Here is a 16,993-nt window from a genome sequence, read left to right as displayed (position 1 = left end):
CTTAGTCCAGCTGACAGTCTCTGGCTGCTTGATCTGCTAGTTGACAAAAAGCCCTGACCTTAGGAAGATCCTTCTCAATGACCCCATCAGCGAACTTGTAGCTAGTTTTGGTAAGAGAATCCACCCCGTAAGGTTTAACAAACTTAATACATTCAGCCACATTGTCAGGGCCAAGACCACCAGCACAAATAACAGGTACCTTGACAGCATCAACAATGGCTGCATCAATAGACCAATCATGGGTCAGCCCACTGGCTCCAATGCCTGTATCTGGTGCTAAGCCTGAGTCCGTCAAAATATAGTCACAAAATTCCGCATAGTATTTGGCCCGATCAATAGCCTCTTTACCATCAACCAAAACAGCCTGCATTAATTTGACTTCTGGGAATCTGCTCTTTAATTCTGAAGCAAATTGAGGATCTGCTGTAAATTCCATGCCTGCTATATGCACAATATCAGGCTTTATCCGTCCAATAATCTCAAAAATTTCCTGAGGATCCTTATTAAGCATGATGGCCACTGTTTTGACCTGTCTTTTTCTGGCTTCTTCAAAAATCTTATCCACAACGTCATGGTTGACCCGGTGGGCTGGCACCCCTCCATTTTGCCTGGGCACTAGTCCGATATGGTCAGCTCCAGCTTCCATGGTTGCAACAGCTTCATTGTAATTAACAATAGAATAGATTTGTTTAATCATCTCTTATAACCTCTCTAGATATTTTCTCTTGCGACTTTTATGAGTTTTCTAACACTTAAGTCGGGAGAGACAGCCTCTTCTGACTCCACTGTAATCTTAGCAGCGGCCTGAGTGAACTGATTGACTTCTTCAATGGACAATTCATTGCCAAAGTTAAACCTAGCCCAAATTAGGGTTGCCATGGTACAATCACCAGCTCCATTTGTGCTGACAAGCTTACTCACAAAGGGGCGGCTAATTAAATAACCCTCTTTATTTAAGCCCAAGATTCCTCTTGAACCCAGTGAAATAAAGACATTTTTGACTCCTTCTTCTCTTAGAAGCTTGGCTGCTTCTAGAGCTGTCCGGTCATCTACAACCTTTATTCCTGTTAGGGTAGCGGCTTCATAGGCATTGGGCTTAAAGGTATCGATATAGGGCAAGACCTGCTTCAGGCGAGGAGATTTTGCACAAGAAACAGGTTCCGCAAAGATGGGCACTTGAACCCTTTGAGCCAACCAATGAATAGTTTCTTCACTGAGATTGGCATCAATCACACAGATCTTAGCCTGGTTGATAAAGTCCAGCTTATCTTCTAGAAAGGCAGGAGTAATGTGCTCAACAATTGTCATATCATTAATGGCCGTGACCATATCCCCCTTAGCATCAGTCACATAAAGATAGGTTGAACTAGGCTGACCCGCCAGCCTTTGCGCATAATCCAAATGAATCTTATTCTCCTGACACTCTCTTTCTAGGATTTTCCCAAAGGAATCATCTCCATAGACAGTAATCAAATAGGTTGGCACCTCATATTTTCTTAAGTTGATGGCAATATTGTGCCCAACGCCACCAACACTTGTCTTGATATGACCAATATTAGAATCATGATCCCGATAGCTCTGCCCAGATAAACCAGCTATATCTAAGTTGAGACCTCCAACAATAACCACATAAGGATCTTCTACCATAAGAACTCTCCTTGAAAATTTTTGACCTAGGTGTTATGTTAATAGTAGCATTAGCATCATTTTCCTTCAACAAAACTGTAGATAAATGGACATTTGTTTAATATAACCCTTTTTGAAAGCAAGGAAAAATAAACAGATAAAGAGGCATGAGGTAAAAAAATGACAAAAAGAGAAAAGGAAATTCTGGATATTATATCTGACAATCCCTTTATAAGCCAGGATCAACTGGCTAAAATCCTTGGAATATCCCGCTCTGCTGTGGCCACACATATCTTTAACCTGACTAATAAAGGACTGATCAGAGGCCGAGGTTACATTCTCAGTCAACCCCAATTTGTGACAATCATCGGTGGTATTAATATTGATATCATCGGTTTACCCAATGAAAAAATCATAAAGAACAATTCCAACGCAGGACAACTGGAGTTTTCACTGGGAGGCGCAGCCTTTAATATCGCCCTTGGCCTTAGGAAATTGGATGTTCAGAATTTTTTGATTTCAGTCTATGGGGATGATTCTTTTAGTGATATGTTTTTAAATCATGCCAAGCAAAATCAGCTGGATATTTCTTGCTGCGAGCAACTAGAGGGAGAGAGGACTTCTACCTTCTTATATGTCGAGAATAAGACTGAAAAAGACTACTTTGGCATTGATGATATGGGGATCTACCAACATATGACCCCCACTTTTTTAAAGAAATACATCACCAAGATAAATCAATCTGATTACTGTATTATTGATACCAATATCCCTGCTGCTACAATTGATTACCTCAAAGAGCAGGTAGAGGTTCCCATTATTGCCAAAACAGTCTCTCTCAGTAAGAACCTCTCACTGATTCCCCTGTTATCTCAGCTCCACTATCTGGTAACAACCCCTGTAGAACTGGTCGAACTCATATCTCAGGTCACTCAGAAAGCCTGTACTCTAGAAGAAGCCATTGACTATTTGTTAAAGCATGGAACAGAAAACATTATCCTTCTGGATACGGAAAATACCCTGAGCTACTATTCTAAGTATCACAGCCAATCTCTGACCATCAAGCACCATGTGGTAAGCCATACTGGTGGCATTGCCTCTTTGACAGCTGCCCTGGTCTTTTGCCTGATTAATAATTTTGAACTAAGGCAAACACTAGAATACCTCTATTCAGCACTTTTACTGTCCCATGATTCAAGCTTCCCCTTACACCCCTCTTTCTCCCTAAAGGCTTTACGAAACAAAAGAAAGACCTACTTTACTAGCAAATGAAAAAGCTGAGCAGGAAGCCTAACCTTTCTATCAAGCATTACTTTAAGATGACCATAGCAAAAAGGGCCTCCAAAAAGAGAGCCCGTAACCTTTATTATAAGCCCCTTTTTTATCATCACTACTATCTAATAACTGATTACCACGGTATTTCTCTCCTGTTTCTTCAACTGTCTCGCCCCCACTATCAAGATGTTGAGCCAAATAACGTTGGCCATCTTCTATTCTATCTTTTCTCCCTTGATAAAACAGGTCAAAAGTGTTCTTTCTGACAGTGGTTTTTTGTCTTCTTCCTCCTCTTCTCTTTCTCCACTTTTTCTTTCTTGTTCTTCGCTAGTATCGTCACCCTCTGCCTGATCGCCTTGAAGTCCTTCTCCATCAGACGGATAACCATCATCTTCGAATTGTGGTCTATCAGATGGATAATCTTTCTCTTCTTCTAGTAGGTCAGGTTTTAGATTTTGGTTTTCTTTTTTAAGTGAAGGTATTTCTCTCGGTGGGACATGTTCTGCCCCTGGTGGGTAGGTTCCCTGTCCAGGACCTTGTCCTGGCATACAAGGATCAGCACCAAGTGGGAAAGTTGATCTCTTAGGATCTTGACCTGGTGGGTAAGTGATTCCACCTTGTGTTGTTGTGTTTGCTGAAACAGAAGTGTCTCCTGCTAGCAATCCAAGAGCTGTAACTCCCATATAGAGCCATTGCTTACCTGATTTCCATGTTCTAAATAGATTTTCAAATTTTTCAAAATAGGCCTGTCAGAAAATTCAAGAATGACTTTTAAGGACATGAAAAAAGCTTGAAGAAAACATTTCTTCAAACTTTTAGTCTTCATAATAGGGAAAGGCTAAGCTTGGCTTTGCGTTGAGATCCAGCTTGGCAAAATGCCCCTTATCATATTCTACTGCTGCTGCAAGGGCAATCATCCCAGCATTGTCCCCACAAAGTCTTAAAGGAGGGATGAGAACATCAATATCTTTGATTTCTTCTTCCAAACGTTCCCTAAGTCCTTGGTTAGCAGCAACTCCGCCAGCCACCACTAAGAGTTTGGAAGGGTATTTCTCTAAGGCCTTCTTTGTTTTTACCATCAAAATATCTAAGACAGCAGCTTGGAAGGAGGCACATAGATCTTCTAGAATAAGCTCCTCCCCTTTTTGCTGGGCATTGTGGTAGAGGTTAATAAAGGCTGATTTTAAACCTGAGAATGAAAACTCTAGGTTGTCTTCTTTAATCATTGCCCTTGGAAAATTGTAAGTATCTTGCCCCTTATGAGCCAATTGGTCTATTTCTCGACCAGCTGGATAGCTTAGCCCCATCACGCGGCCAACCTTGTCATAGGCTTCTCCCACTGCATCGTCTCTCGTTTCACCAACGATATAGTAGTTGCCAGCTTCTGGGACATAGACTAATTCTGTATGTCCTCCTGAAACAAGCAGTGCCATCAGTGGGTACTCCAGAGCTTTTTCTTGTCGGGCAGCCATAAGATGGCCAGCCATATGATTAACAGGAATCAGTGGGAGCTGGTGAGCCCAAGCAAAGGCCTTAGCGGCAGCTATTCCCACTAAAAGAGCTCCTACCAAGCCTGGACCATAGGTCACAGCAACAGCTTCTAAATCTGAAGCAGTGATGCCTGCTTGACTAAGGGCATCTTCAAAACAGGTGGTTAAAACTTCCACATGGTGTCGGCTTGCAACCTCAGGAACCACTCCGCCAAAACGTTTGTGACTTTCCACCTGACTAGCTATGATATTACTTAATAGTTCATGGTCATTTTTTAAAATAGCAATGCTGGTTTCGTCACAGGAACTTTCCACTGCTAGTAGATATCTATCTGTCATGTTTTTCTTCTCGTTTCATTATCAATGCATCCTCTATAGGGTCTCTGTAGTAGTTTTTTCGTTTTCCGATCACTTTAAAAGCAAATTTTTGGTAGAGTGCTCGAGCTGCAGTGTTGGATTCTCGAACTTCAAGAAAAAGGGGAAGATCGTCATCAATCATCTGCAAGAGACTTGAGGCAATGCCCTTACCTTGAAAGGCTTTACAAACTGCTAGATTGGTGATTTCTCGCTCTCCTAATAGGTTCTGCAAGGCTAAAAAACCAACTAGCCGCTCTTTGTCATAAGCAAAATAAAAATCCACTTGCTCAGATAGCAAGTCCTTTTTAAGCTGTTCCCTTGTCCAAGGAGACTTGCCGTTGGCATCTGTCAGGATACTAAAAAGAGTCTCAACTTTTTCTTCTACTGTTTTCATCTTAGACCCGTTTGATGTACTGACCATCAGCTTCTGTCTGGTGGTTTTTCAACCAATTTTCTTCTGCTTCAACCTTCTTTAAATAGTTTGGAACAAAGGCATCAACAGAGACTGCTGGTAATTCTATTGCTCTTAGGCCTATCTGGTAAGCAGATGGCAGGGTTTCTATGATTTGAGCCTGTGGAAGACTTTCTCTAATTTCTTGCCTAAAAGCTTCCACTTCTCCAACAAATACAAGCTTTTCACTTGCTCTTACACGATCTACTAAGTCAGAAAACGCCATGTACTGTTCTGTGCTAATGCTTTTTTTATTCTGGTAGAAGCCTGCATAGACATTATTTCGTCTGGCATTAATAATAGGGATGACCGTTGCTGATGGCTCCTGATAAGAAGCAGCTAGGGCATATAGACTGGAAACACCCACTAAGTCAATTTTTAGACTATAGGCCAAAACTTTGGCGGTAGCGACTGCTACACGTAATCCCGTGTAAGAACCCGGCCCCTGAGCAACAGCAATCCTATCTAGATCGCTGGGCTCTAAGTCCACAGAAGACATGAGAAAATCAATAGCTGGCATAAGACTGACGCTATGATTTTTTTTAATATTTATCTTTAAGTCGGCTAAGAGCTGGTCATCTTCTAAAATGGCCAGAGCCAAACTCTTGTTTGATGTGTCAAATGCAAGTATCTTCATCTTATTTTTCCCCTTAAATCACTAGTTTTTATTATAACATAAATGCTCATGGCTGAACAAATAAGGCCATCTATCACTTGTGAAAACTGCTAAGTTTTTATTTCAAAGCTTTTACTAAAGCTTGATATTATGGTATAATCTTAGTAATTGCACAGAATCAGGTAAACATTTATTACTCCAGAACCAATATACAAAGGTCAAAATGGTAGTTACATTTGACCTATTTGTTATTGTTTGGACAATGATTCATAATGAAAGGAATATTACAAATGATTTATAAAATTTTTTACCAGGAATCTAAAAACCGTAACCCCCGTCGTGAGAACACAAAGGCTATGTTCATCGAAATTGAAGCCAGTAACGAACTAGAAGGCCGCATCAAGGCTCGTAAACTGGTCGAAGAAAAAACGGATTACAATGTTGAATTCGTTGAACTGCTTTCAGATAAACACTTAGAATACGAAAAAGAAACTGGTGTTTTCGAATTAACGGAGTTATAATATGGCCAATATCGATTTAAAATCTAATGAAGTCGGTGTTTTTGCCATTGGAGGCCTGGGTGAGATCGGGAAAAATACCTATGGGATTGAATACCAAGATGAAATTATCATCGTTGACGCTGGTATCAAGTTTCCAGAAGACGACCTTCTAGGTATTGATTATGTCATCCCAGACTACTCTTATATTGTTGAAAACATTGACCGTGTCAAAGCCTTGGTGATTACTCATGGACATGAGGATCATATCGGGGGCATCCCATTCTTATTAAAACAAGCTAATATCCCCATTTATGCAGGACCATTAGCTTCAGCTCTTATCCGTGGCAAGCTGGAAGAACATGGCTTACTGCGTGATTCAAAAATGTACGAAATTAATCATAACACAGAATTAACTTTTAAAAATATGAGTGTTAGCTTCTTTCGTACCACCCATTCCATCCCAGAACCTCTTGGTATTGTTATTCATACACCTCAGGGCAAGATTGTCTGTACTGGTGACTTCAAGTTTGACTTCACTCCGGTGGGCGAACCTGCCGATATTCACCGGATGGCTGCCCTAGGAGAAGAAGGCGTCCTATGTCTTTTATCAGACTCAACAAATGCTGAGGTTCCAACCTTTACCAACTCTGAAAAGGTAGTTGGCCGCTCTATAATGAAGATCATCGAAGGCATCCATGGACGTATCATCTTTGCTTCCTTTGCTTCTAATATCTTCCGTTTGCAACAAGCTGCTGAAGCTGCTGTTAAAACAGGACGAAAGATTGTTGTCTTTGGTCGCTCTATGGAAAAGGCTATCGTCAATGGTATTGAGCTAGGCTATATCAAAGTTCCCGCAGGAACCTTTATTGAGCCTAATGAGATCAAAAATTACCATGCTAATGAGATCCTAATCATGTGTACTGGTAGTCAGGGTGAATCTATGGCTGCCCTAGCTCGCATTGCTAATGGTACCCATCGTCAGGTCAGCCTGCAACCAGGTGATACTGTTATCTTTTCTTCTAGCCCAATCCCAGGTAACACTACTAGTGTTAACAAGCTTATCAACACTATTCAAGAAGCTGGCGTTGAGGTTATCCATGGCAAGGTCAATAATATCCATACCTCAGGTCACGGTGGTCAACAAGAACAAAAACTCATGTTACGCCTGATCAAACCGAAGTTCTTTATGCCAGTTCATGGTGAGTACCGTATGCAAAAGGTACATGCTTGTCTTGCAAAAGATACAGGCATCCCAGAAGAAAACATCTTTATCCTAGAAAACGGAGATGTCCTTGCCTTAACCAGTGATTCTGCCCGTCGTGCTGGTCACTTTAATGCTCAAGATATTTATGTTGATGGTAATGGTATTGGTGACATTGGTACAGCAGTACTTCGTGACCGTCGTGACTTGTCCGAAGACGGAGTAGTCTTAGCTGTTGCAACTGTTGATTTTGAGACACAAATGATCTTAGCTGGTCCAGACATCTTAAGCCGTGGTTTCATTTATATGCGTGAATCAGGTGATCTGATCCGTGAAAGCCAGCGTGTTCTTTTCAACGCTATCCGTATTGCCTTGAAAAATAAGGATGCTAGCATCCAGTCTGTAAATGGTTCCATCGTCAATGCTCTTAGACCTTTCCTTTATGAGAAGACTGAAAGAGAACCTATTATCATACCTATGGTATTAACTCCAGATAAATAATAAGACAAAGATCCAAGTAGTCAATCTACTGGATCTTTTTGCTATTCAAGCTTTTTAAGAGCATTGCTAAATCTTAAAAGAAGTATAAAAAAATTGAAGAAAAAACTTTTTCTTCAATCATAAATAGCTGTGAGCTAGTTCTTTTTATTGGCTAACAACTTATATTGTTCAGCTTCTTCTTGAGTTGAATAGACAAAATGTCCAGGTGTGATTTCACGCATCTCTCTTTCTTGTCCATCAAGTTCTAAGCTGGTATCATAGAGCTCAGCTACGCGCTTACGCTCTTTATCAGGATCTGGTTCAGGAATTGCTGATAAGAGACTTCTGGTGTAAGGGTGGATGGGATTGTTGTAAACTTCTTCTGAAGTTCCAATTTCAAGCATTTTACCCCAGTGCATAACGCCGATACGGTCTGAAATGTATTTAACCATTGATAGATCGTGAGCAATAAAGAGGTAGGTGAGGCCATGCTTTCTTTGCAATTTTTGCATGAGGTTAACAACCTGTGCCTGGATAGAAACATCCAAGGCAGAGATTGGTTCATCAGCAATAATGAATTTTGGTTTCACAGCAAGGGCACGCGCAATACCAATCCGTTGACGCTGACCACCTGAGAACTCATGAGGGTAACGTGTGACATGATCCTTATTTAGACCAACCAGGTCTAACAGTTCCTGAACACGATTTTCTCTTTCTTCCTTGGATTTGGTCAATCCATGGATATCAAGCCCTTCAGCTACGATATCTCTGATTTTCATCCGTCCGTTAAGGCTAGCCTGAGGATCTTGGAAAATCATCTGAGCATTCTTACGAAAGCCATAGAGTTCCTTACCTTTTAAGTGAGAAACCTTTTCTCCATCGAAAATAATTTCCCCACCATTAATATCATAAAGCTTCAAAATGGCACGACCAACTGTTGTTTTACCAGAACCTGATTCTCCAACAAGCCCAAAAACTTCACCTTCATAAATATCAAAGCTGACATCATTAATGGCTTTCACTTCATTCTTTTTCCCTTTATTAAAGGTCAAAGTAACATTTTTTAGTTCAACTAATTTTTTACGTTCTTCAGTCATTAATCCTGCCCTCCTTTCTTGCTCTGCCACTTAGCCCAACGTTTTTGAATTGGTAGAGGAGGTGTCACCTTTGGTGCTCTTTCATCTAAAAGCCAAGTTGCAGCGTAATGGGTATCCGAAACCCTGTACATAGGTGGTTCTTCTTCGTGATCAATGTCTAATGCAAACTCATTACGTGCTGCAAAAGCATCTCCCTTTGGAGGATACAATAAATCTGGAGGTGTCCCTGGAATAGATTGTAAACTTCCCGCCTCAGTGTCTGTTGTAGGCATTGAGTTCAAGAGACCCCACGTGTATGGGTGTTGTGGATTGTAGAAGACCTCATCAACTGTACCATATTCAACAATTTTGCCGGCATACATAACAGCTACGCGGTCTGCCATACCAGCGACAACTCCCAAATCATGTGTGATAAAGATGATGGATGATGAAATTTGTGATTGTAATTCCTTCATCAATTTTAAAATTTGGTTTTGAATGGTAACGTCCAAGGCAGTTGTCGGTTCATCAGCAATCAAAATTTCAGGATTTGCAGCAAGGGCAATAGCAATCACTGCACGTTGCCTCATACCACCTGACCATTGGTGAGGGTAATCATTGATATGTTCATCAGGATTTGGAATACCCACCTGTTCCATCAATTGCAGAGCACGATCTAGTGCTTCTTTTTTACTAACATCTTCATGTGTTAAGATAACTTCTGCTATCTGCATTCCGATTTTCATGGTAGGGTCAAGACTGGTCATAGGATCTTGGAAAATCATGGCAATTTCCTTACCACGGACTTTCACCCAGTCATTTTCTTTCAGTTCATTCAGCTTTTTTCCTTTGAAATCAATGTCACCACTTATGCTGGCATTTTTTGCATTCAATCCCATTAGTGTTCGAGTTGTCACGGACTTACCAGATCCTGATTCTCCAACAATGGCTAAGGTTTCTCCTTTTTGCAATTCAAAGTTAATATTACGAATGGCCTTAACATCTCCAGCATATGTCTTAAAATCCACGTGGAGGTTTTTGACACTCAAAATTGTTTCTTTTGTCATTTTGTTCTCCTCCTAGTCGTTACTTGATTTTGGATCAAAGGCATCACGCAAACCATCACCTAAAAGAATAAAGGCAAGGGAAATAAATACCAGAGCCAAGGCTGGAAGCAAGACTTGATAAGGATAGTATTGCAGATTTTCTTGGGCATCTGTAATCAATGAACCAAGTGAGGCAGTCGGAGGTTTAACCCCTAAATTAATGGCTGATAAGACCGCTTCATACATAATAGCACTTGGAACAGTCATCATGATTTGAACAATGATAATTCCAGAGATATTTGGTAGGACATGTTTAAAGGCAATTTTAAAATTACTTTCTCCCAAGGCCCGGGATGCTAATACAAAATCACGCTCACGGTAAGAAAGGGTCAGGTTCCTCACCTGCCTAGCCATGGAAGTCCAACCAACAATGGCAATAGAGAAAATGATGGACAAGACACCATTTCCTAAAAGGAGACCAAGCATGGTTACAATAACTAAGTTAGGAATAGATGAAATAATCTCAATGATCCGTTGCATGAGGGTATCAACCCTTCCCCCAGTAAAGCCAGAGATCAGCCCGTAAGTCACCCCGATAATGAGGTCAAACATGGTTGCCACAATAGCAATCAATAGGGAAATCCGGATACCAACGGTAATCCTTTTACCAATACTACGGCCAAGATTATCAGTACCTAGTAAGAACTTCTTATCCTCTGGCACACCTTGGTCAGCATAGGCATCATTAGCTTCTGTATTTCCAGCATACTTAATATGGCCATTCCAGAAAGGTAGGCTAGCACTTAATTTTGGTGGTAGGTTACGGTAGACACTAACGTTCTTACTGTTAAAGCTATTGGCATCTTTTTTAGATACAAATAAGCTTGAACTCACTGAGAAAATCAGTAGACTAGCTAAAAAGACCATGGCAACTACGGCCAATTTATTGTGTTTTAATCTTCGCCAAGCATCTTGAAGGAAAGACAATGCTGGCTTTGCAATTTTTTCTTGTGAGTCAGAACTACCTGCCCCAACAAGTTTAAATGTTCTTGTTTCTTCTAGCATCTTACTCTCCTATCCTAGACGAACTCGTGGATCAGAAATACTAATCACAATATCAGTAATAAGGATTGCTACCATAAGCATCAAGGCATATACAATAGTGGTTCCCATAATCACGGGATAATCTTTGGTTGGGATAGATGAGACAAATTGTTGTCCAATACCTGGAATGGAAAAAATTTGTTCAATCAAAGCCGAACCAGTCAAGATATTAGCAGCCATAGGGCCAACCAAGGTCAAAACAGGAATCATTGAGTTACGATAAGCGTGTTTATTTGTTACCTGACGCTTGGTTAAACCTTTAGCTCTAGCTAATTGGATATAATCTGAATTTAGGGTTTCAATCATTTCACTACGGAAAAAGCGCGTAACCTGGGCAAAAACAGGAATGGCTAAGGCAAGGGTTGGAAGAATGGTTTGAGCAAAGCTTCCCCATCCAGAAAGTGGAAGTAGACCCCATTTGAAACCAAAATAATCAAGAAGCAACAAACCAATGATAAAGGCTGGTACGGAAATGCCCAAGGTTGAAATAACACTTAAAAAGGCATCAATCTTATTATTTTTATTACGAGCAGATACTGCCCCCACTAAAAGTCCTGATGAAATACCAACAATTAAGGCTTGAACCCCTAAATGAACTGACACACCTAAACGCTGAGTGATCAGTTTTGTCACTGATTGATTGATGGATTGATAACTTGTTCCGAAATCTCCATGCAGAATATCCATGAGGTATTTTAGATACTGTTGCCATAAGGGCTTATCTAAACCATATTGTTTATTCATCATAGCAATCATTTCGTCAGTTAACTTAGGATTGTTGTATGGTGTTCCTGGCATTATCTGCATCAAAAAGAATGATAGGGTCACAACCACCCACAGTGTTACTAATAATATAGCCACACGTTTTAATAAATATTTAGTCATATTTTTCCTCTAACGAAAGCAAGAACTGGTTTAGAACCAATTCTTGCATTATTACAATACTTATAGCTCAAAGCTTATTTTTTATAAGCGTAAGTAAAGTCAACATTTAGACCGGTCGTATTACGGATAAGGCCTTTGATACTTGGATTTTGCAATCCTTCCCCATTACGGAAGTAGATAGGGTTGTAGTTAGCTTCATCAAAGAGGGCTTTTTCACCTTCTTTATAGTCATCAGCTGCTGCATCTGTATCCAAAGCGTCTGTTGTTAAAGCTTTTTCATAGGCTTTATCGAAGTTTGGATTAGAAAACTTACCATAGTTGTATGCTGAGCCAGACTTCACCAAGCTATAGAAAGTAGAACCTTCTGGATAGTCACCACCCCATAAAGCAAGGGCTATTTCAAAATTTTGAGTTTTAGTATCTTCAAGACGCTGTTTGAAAGTAACAAATTTTTCTTCAACTGTTAAACCTGGTAGGGCTTTTTCCCAAGTTTCTTTGATGTAGTCAACGGTTGCCTTAGCAACTGGTGAATCAGCATCAGATGTAATGGTTAATTTAAGATTAGGCTTACCAATTTCTTTCAATCCTTCTTTGAATAGCTTAGCAGCTTCTTCCTTGTTATATTGGTAACCAGGAGCTACATGTTTGGTTAAATCACCACCATCTTTTAATTTAGCAAGACCAGTTGGGACAATAGCTGTTGCTGGTTTAGAACCAGTATCTACTGCTGCAGATACAATTCCCTTACGATCGGTTGCTAGGTTCAAAGCTTGGCGAATTTTTTTATTGCTTAGGCCTTCTACAGAACCTGTTTGGTTATATACCATATAAGCTGTTGTTGCTTCTAAAACTGGAACAACATCCTTATTTTTCTTGTTGGCATTGTAGATTGCAGAAGTTCCTGAAATATTGGCGAAGTCCAATTTTCCTTGTTTGTACATTTGAACTGCTGTATCTGGTTTTTTAACAGTTTGAACATTAATTGTTTTTGTTTTAACGTGTTTAGCATCCCAGTACTTGTCATTTTTAACAAGTTTGAAAGTACCACTAGTACCATTCCAATCTTTAACAGTATATGGACCAGAGTAAACTTGTTTTTCAGAAGATGTACCATAATCTTTACCAGATTTTTTAACAAATTCTTCTTTTTGTGGCATGAAGTTTGAGAATGACAATAGGCTCTTGAATTGCGGAGCTGGAGCAGAAAGGGTAAAGATAACCTTGTTTCCTTCAGCCTTAACTCCTAGAGAATCCAAGTCTTTATTTTTACCTGAGTTGATATCTCCAGCATTCTTAACATGTGCTTCTGTAGCCAAATAAGCATACTCAGAAGCAGTGGCAGGATCTACCATACGTTTCCAAGTATAGACAAAGTCTTTAGCTGTTAATTCACTACCATCAGACCATTTCAAACCATCTCTTAAAGTAGCAGTGTAGGTCAAACCATCTTTTGAAACTTCAAGTTCTTTAGCAAGATCTGGTTTAAGTTTACCTTCTTTATTAACACGCATTAAGTTACTTCCAGAGTTACCAATTGCTAAACTTGAATAAGTATCTGTGTTTTTAGAAATATCCAATGAAATGATTTCTGTAGGCGTATACCAGTTGATTTCATCTTTGTTGTCTGACTTTGTAGCTTTATTGCCACAAGCCAACAATAGGGTTGTTGACGCAAGTGCAATAGCTCCTAAGCCAGCACGTTTCCAAGTTACTTTCTTTGATCCTACCATGTAAAGAACCTCCTAGATAAATAGTGTGTAAGTTGATAGATTAAATTATACCACAATTCTGAACAAATGGAATATATTTATCTGAAAATTTTGATATTAAATTTTTATGTACTAGTGAAATTCAAAACACTGATTTGACAAGCTTAATAATTAAATTTTTTAATAAATAACCATATACAATGAATATATTCACAAAAATCGCTAAATTACTTTAGCGATTTCTCATTAATAGCTATATAAATAGTTGTCAATTTCCCATTGTGAAACAAAGCTTGCGTAGGATGCCCACTCAATTCTTTTGGCTTCAATAAAGTTGGTGTAAATATGCTCACCTAGAGCATTTCTGACAACATCATCTGTTTGAAGAGCCTTCAAGGCATTATGTAGGGTTGAGGGTAAATCTACAATTCCTGCTTCTTGACGTTCTTCAACAGTCATATTGTAGATATTGGCTTCTACAGGAGTTGGTGCCTCTATTTTATTTTCAATTCCATCAAGGCCAGATTCCAATAAAACAGCTAAGGCTAGGTAAGGATTTGCTGTAGGGTCAACTGAACGGAGTTCTAAGCGCGTTCCCTTACCACGTGAAGCTGGGACGCGGATCAAAGGAGAACGGTTGCAGCCAGCCCAAGCTACATACACCGGAGCTTCATATCCTGGAACTAGGCGTTTATAAGAATTTACTGTCGGGTTCATAATAGCTGTAAAGCCGTAAGCATGCTTCATTAGACCACCTAAGAAGTAATAGGCATCATCAGACAGTTGCATACCGCGTTCATCATTTTCATCATAGAAAGCATTATTGCCATCTTTATCAAAGAGTGACATGTTACAATGCATTCCTGATCCAGCAATTCCAAATTTTGGTTTAGCCATAAATGTTGCATATAAGCCATGCTCACGAGCTATTGTCTTAACAACCAGTTTAAAGATTTGGATGTTGTCACAGGCTTTTAAGACTCCATCATATTTAAAGTCAATTTCATGTTGTCCTACAGCAACCTCATGGTGGCTGGCTTCTACTTCAAAGCCCATTTTGGTAAGAACATTGACAATTTCACGTCTTGTATTATCTGCTAAATCTGTTGGAGCCAAGTCAAAGTAGCCACCGTTGTCATTAACTTCTAAGGTTGTTTTTCCACTCTCATCCATTTTAAAGAGGAAAAATTCTGGTTCTGGTCCTAAGTTAAATGATTGGTAACCAACAGAATCCATATGTTTTAAAGCTCTTTTTAGATTACCACGAGGGTCTCCAGCAAAGGGTTTTCCTTCTGCAGTGTAGATGTCACAGATTAGGCCTGCAACTGCTCCGTTTTCATCTCCCCAAGGAAAGACAATCCAAGTATCTAAATCAGGGTAAAGATACATGTCTGACTCATTGATGCGGACAAATCCTTCAATAGAAGAACCATCAAACATGACTTTATTTGATAATACTTTATCTAATTGTTCCTCTGTAGCTGGAATTTCCACATTTTTCATAATGCCCATGATGTCTGTGAACATTAATCTTAAAAAGGTAACATTTTTTTCTTTTACTTGGCGTCTTATATCTGCTGCGGTGATTGTCATTGAAGAGTTCTCCTTATTTTAATTACATCTCTTAAGTTTAAATGCGAAAGTGACCCATAGATTGTGATGGTACTGTAAAACCACCCTGGTTACGAAGTTCATCTTGTAGGATACGTCGAACATCCGCATCGGTTAGCACTTTTTCTTTTTGTTTGGCTTTATTATTACGATCTGCATATTCGCGTTTGATAGCAGCAATATTGAGACCATCATTTAGAAAATCCTTTATTTCTAAAAGACAATCCATGTCATTTAAGGAGAACATCCTGCGGTTGCCCTCTGTTCTCTCAGGTTTAATTAAATCATGATCTTCATAATATCGAATTTGTCTAGCCGTTAAATCTGTCAGTTTCATAACTGTTCCAATAGGAAAGACAGCCATCGAACGTCTCAGTTCCTTTTCTTTCATGGAAAGCTCCTTTCAAAAAACTATTATAGATCTTCATTCTATGAAAGTCAAGGGTGTCATGTCAGAAAACCTTACATCATTTTTTGTTTTTCTTTTCTTCCAACTTTTTCCGCAAAAATTCAATATCTGTATTGACTAATATGGCAATAAAAACACCACAGAAGGTTTCAAAAACTCTTGAAAAGACATACATAAAGGTATCGCCTGAGGGGATAGATAGGGTAATAACCAATAGGGCTGCGACTGCACCTATAATTCCAGATTGGTTGTTAAAAGAGACATTAACCATAATGGTTAACATGGTTAGTATGGGTACAAAAACCAAGGTTACCCAAAATTGCTGCTGAAAAATAGCCTGCAAAATATAAAATAGAACCGCAAAAACACCACCAATACTGTTTCCTAGAATTCTGGAAACCCCAAAAGATAAGGTCTTATCAAGGTTCTCTCTTAGACTAAAGACCGCAGTCAAAGCACCAATTTGAAAGCCTTGCAGACCAAAAAGATGAAATAATAAGAGGACTATAAAGACTGATAATCCCGTTTTAAATGTGCGCATCCCTAGTTTTAGTTTTTTGGGATCGAAATAATAATTCATAACTCCAGTTGCCATTCCCTTTATAAATAATATAGCTAGTTTAACATAATAGCAGTCTATTTGTCATATCATACCCTTAAAGACATCATAATAGTCGGTTTTTCTAACATGAAAACAAAATCAATTTTCTAAATAAAAATGTAATTATTGATTGTTTTTTGAAAATGAAATCAAAAACTTTAAGAAGTTTTTTCGTATATAAAAAAGAGTAGAAGTTTTCTTAACAAAGAGCAAATTAAAAAGTGATGATCAAGAGAAATCATCACTTTGTCTACTTCTAAAGAAAGGCTTTATGAGCCTTTTATAAGATATGAGCATCATAGACGTCTACCCTTCACTATAGTGAAGGACTAGTCGCCCTACCACGGGTACCTCTAGGAAATCTTAGATTTCTAACTTACCACCTACTTTTCTGTTAAGGCAGCTAAGCCTGGTAATTCTTTACCTTCTAATAATTCCATTGATGCGCCGCCACCGCGTCACAAATACTTCCATTACAAAAAAGGTCACAAAAGTAACCTTTTTCTAACATTCCACTTCTAACATTCCAGTTTTGTTCCTTTTTCTACAAAATCAG

The 16,993-nt window shown here is 39.2% G+C and carries 17 protein-coding genes and 1 pseudogene; 3 read left to right on the top strand and 15 right to left on the bottom strand.

Annotated elements, in window-relative coordinates; genetic code table 11:
* Window position 1: 1 nt before the first annotated feature.
* On the bottom strand, window positions 2-697 hold the full coding sequence (locus tag HBN42_RS05435; protein ID WP_165994049.1) for a phosphoribosylanthranilate isomerase: 696 nt from the start codon (window positions 695-697) through the stop codon (window positions 2-4).
* Between the two features lie 14 nt (window positions 698-711).
* Window positions 712-1,647, bottom strand: coding sequence for a carbohydrate kinase family protein (locus HBN42_RS05430; RefSeq protein WP_165994048.1), 936 nt, complete (start codon window positions 1,645-1,647; stop codon window positions 712-714).
* 159 nt (window positions 1,648-1,806) lie between these two features.
* On the opposite strand from HBN42_RS05430, the gene HBN42_RS05425 reads away from it, so the two are divergent.
* Entirely contained in the window at window positions 1,807-2,898 is a 1,092-nt protein-coding gene (locus HBN42_RS05425; protein WP_165994047.1) for a PfkB family carbohydrate kinase, read from the top strand.
* 42 nt (window positions 2,899-2,940) lie between these two features.
* Here HBN42_RS05425 and HBN42_RS05420 read toward each other — a convergent pair whose 3' ends face one another.
* The 5 genes and pseudogenes from HBN42_RS05420 to tsaB all read right to left on the bottom strand — a co-directional run bounded on the left by HBN42_RS05420 (window position 2,941) and on the right by tsaB (window position 5,836).
* A complete protein-coding gene (locus HBN42_RS05420) occupies window positions 2,941-3,099 on the bottom strand; it encodes a hypothetical protein (RefSeq protein ID WP_165994046.1) in 159 nt (52 codons plus the stop codon).
* A 17-nt stretch (window positions 3,100-3,116) separates the two neighbouring features.
* Window positions 3,117-3,617: pseudogene (locus tag HBN42_RS05415) on the bottom strand (KxYKxGKxW signal peptide domain-containing protein); the annotation flags it as partial.
* A gap of 99 nt (window positions 3,618-3,716) precedes the next feature.
* The gene (gene tsaD / locus HBN42_RS05410) at window positions 3,717-4,730 is read right to left on the bottom strand and encodes a tRNA (adenosine(37)-N6)-threonylcarbamoyltransferase complex transferase subunit TsaD (protein WP_165994045.1); all 1,014 of its coding nucleotides are present in this window, start codon (window positions 4,728-4,730) and stop codon (window positions 3,717-3,719) included.
* Window positions 4,720-5,142 (bottom strand): ribosomal protein S18-alanine N-acetyltransferase, encoded by a 423-nt coding sequence (rimI, locus tag HBN42_RS05405; RefSeq protein WP_165994044.1) that lies wholly within the window; start codon window positions 5,140-5,142, stop codon window positions 4,720-4,722. The genes tsaD and rimI overlap by 11 nt, the downstream gene beginning before the upstream one ends.
* Window position 5,143: 1 nt before the next feature.
* Window positions 5,144-5,836: a tRNA (adenosine(37)-N6)-threonylcarbamoyltransferase complex dimerization subunit type 1 TsaB gene (tsaB, locus tag HBN42_RS05400; protein WP_165994043.1), complete on the bottom strand. Its 693-nt coding sequence runs from the start codon at window positions 5,834-5,836 to the stop codon at window positions 5,144-5,146.
* 269 nt (window positions 5,837-6,105) lie between these two features.
* Here tsaB and HBN42_RS05395 point away from each other — a divergent pair, with 269 nt between their 5' ends.
* Together HBN42_RS05395 and rnjA are read left to right on the top strand one after the other, a co-directional pair.
* Window positions 6,106-6,336, top strand: a complete 231-nt coding sequence (locus HBN42_RS05395; RefSeq protein WP_165994042.1) for a DNA-directed RNA polymerase subunit epsilon — start codon at window positions 6,106-6,108, stop codon at window positions 6,334-6,336.
* A gap of 1 nt (window position 6,337) precedes the next feature.
* Window positions 6,338-8,017 carry a ribonuclease J1 gene (rnjA, locus tag HBN42_RS05390; RefSeq protein ID WP_165994041.1) on the top strand — a complete coding sequence of 560 codons (1,680 nt, stop codon included), beginning with the start codon at window positions 6,338-6,340 and terminating at the stop codon, window positions 8,015-8,017.
* Between the two features lie 134 nt (window positions 8,018-8,151).
* Here the strand turns inward: rnjA and HBN42_RS05385 are convergent, their stop codons facing one another.
* From HBN42_RS05385 to HBN42_RS05350, 8 genes are all read right to left on the bottom strand, one after another.
* Complete coding sequence (locus tag HBN42_RS05385) at window positions 8,152-9,093, bottom strand: ABC transporter ATP-binding protein (protein ID WP_165994040.1); 942 nt, start codon at window positions 9,091-9,093, stop codon at window positions 8,152-8,154.
* Window positions 9,093-10,139: an ABC transporter ATP-binding protein gene (locus HBN42_RS05380; RefSeq protein ID WP_165994039.1), complete on the bottom strand. Its 1,047-nt coding sequence runs from the start codon at window positions 10,137-10,139 to the stop codon at window positions 9,093-9,095. The genes HBN42_RS05385 and HBN42_RS05380 overlap by 1 nt, the downstream gene beginning before the upstream one ends.
* A 12-nt stretch (window positions 10,140-10,151) precedes the next feature.
* Window positions 10,152-11,183, bottom strand: a complete 1,032-nt coding sequence (locus HBN42_RS05375) for an ABC transporter permease (protein ID WP_165994038.1) — start codon at window positions 11,181-11,183, stop codon at window positions 10,152-10,154.
* A 9-nt stretch (window positions 11,184-11,192) separates the two neighbouring features.
* Window positions 11,193-12,107, bottom strand: coding sequence for an ABC transporter permease (locus HBN42_RS05370; RefSeq protein ID WP_165994037.1), 915 nt, complete (start codon window positions 12,105-12,107; stop codon window positions 11,193-11,195).
* Window positions 12,108-12,181: 74 nt separating this feature from the next.
* On the bottom strand, window positions 12,182-13,837 hold the full coding sequence (locus tag HBN42_RS05365) for a peptide ABC transporter substrate-binding protein (protein ID WP_165994036.1): 1,656 nt from the start codon (window positions 13,835-13,837) through the stop codon (window positions 12,182-12,184).
* A gap of 225 nt (window positions 13,838-14,062) precedes the next feature.
* Window positions 14,063-15,409, bottom strand: coding sequence for a type I glutamate--ammonia ligase (gene glnA, locus HBN42_RS05360; protein ID WP_165994035.1), 1,347 nt, complete (start codon window positions 15,407-15,409; stop codon window positions 14,063-14,065).
* Window positions 15,410-15,446: 37 nt separating this feature from the next.
* Window positions 15,447-15,818, bottom strand: coding sequence for a MerR family transcriptional regulator (locus HBN42_RS05355; protein WP_165994034.1), 372 nt, complete (start codon window positions 15,816-15,818; stop codon window positions 15,447-15,449).
* Between the two features lie 76 nt (window positions 15,819-15,894).
* Window positions 15,895-16,416, bottom strand: coding sequence for an FUSC family protein (locus HBN42_RS05350; protein WP_165994033.1), 522 nt, complete (start codon window positions 16,414-16,416; stop codon window positions 15,895-15,897).
* Window positions 16,417-16,993 lie beyond the last annotated feature (577 nt).

The organism is Streptococcus catagoni, from assembly GCF_011421425.1.
Classification (GTDB): Bacteria; Bacillota; Bacilli; order Lactobacillales; family Streptococcaceae; genus Streptococcus; species Streptococcus catagoni.
The sequence above is the reverse complement of the archived record's forward strand: the minus strand, read 5'-3'. Positions and strand labels throughout refer to the sequence as shown.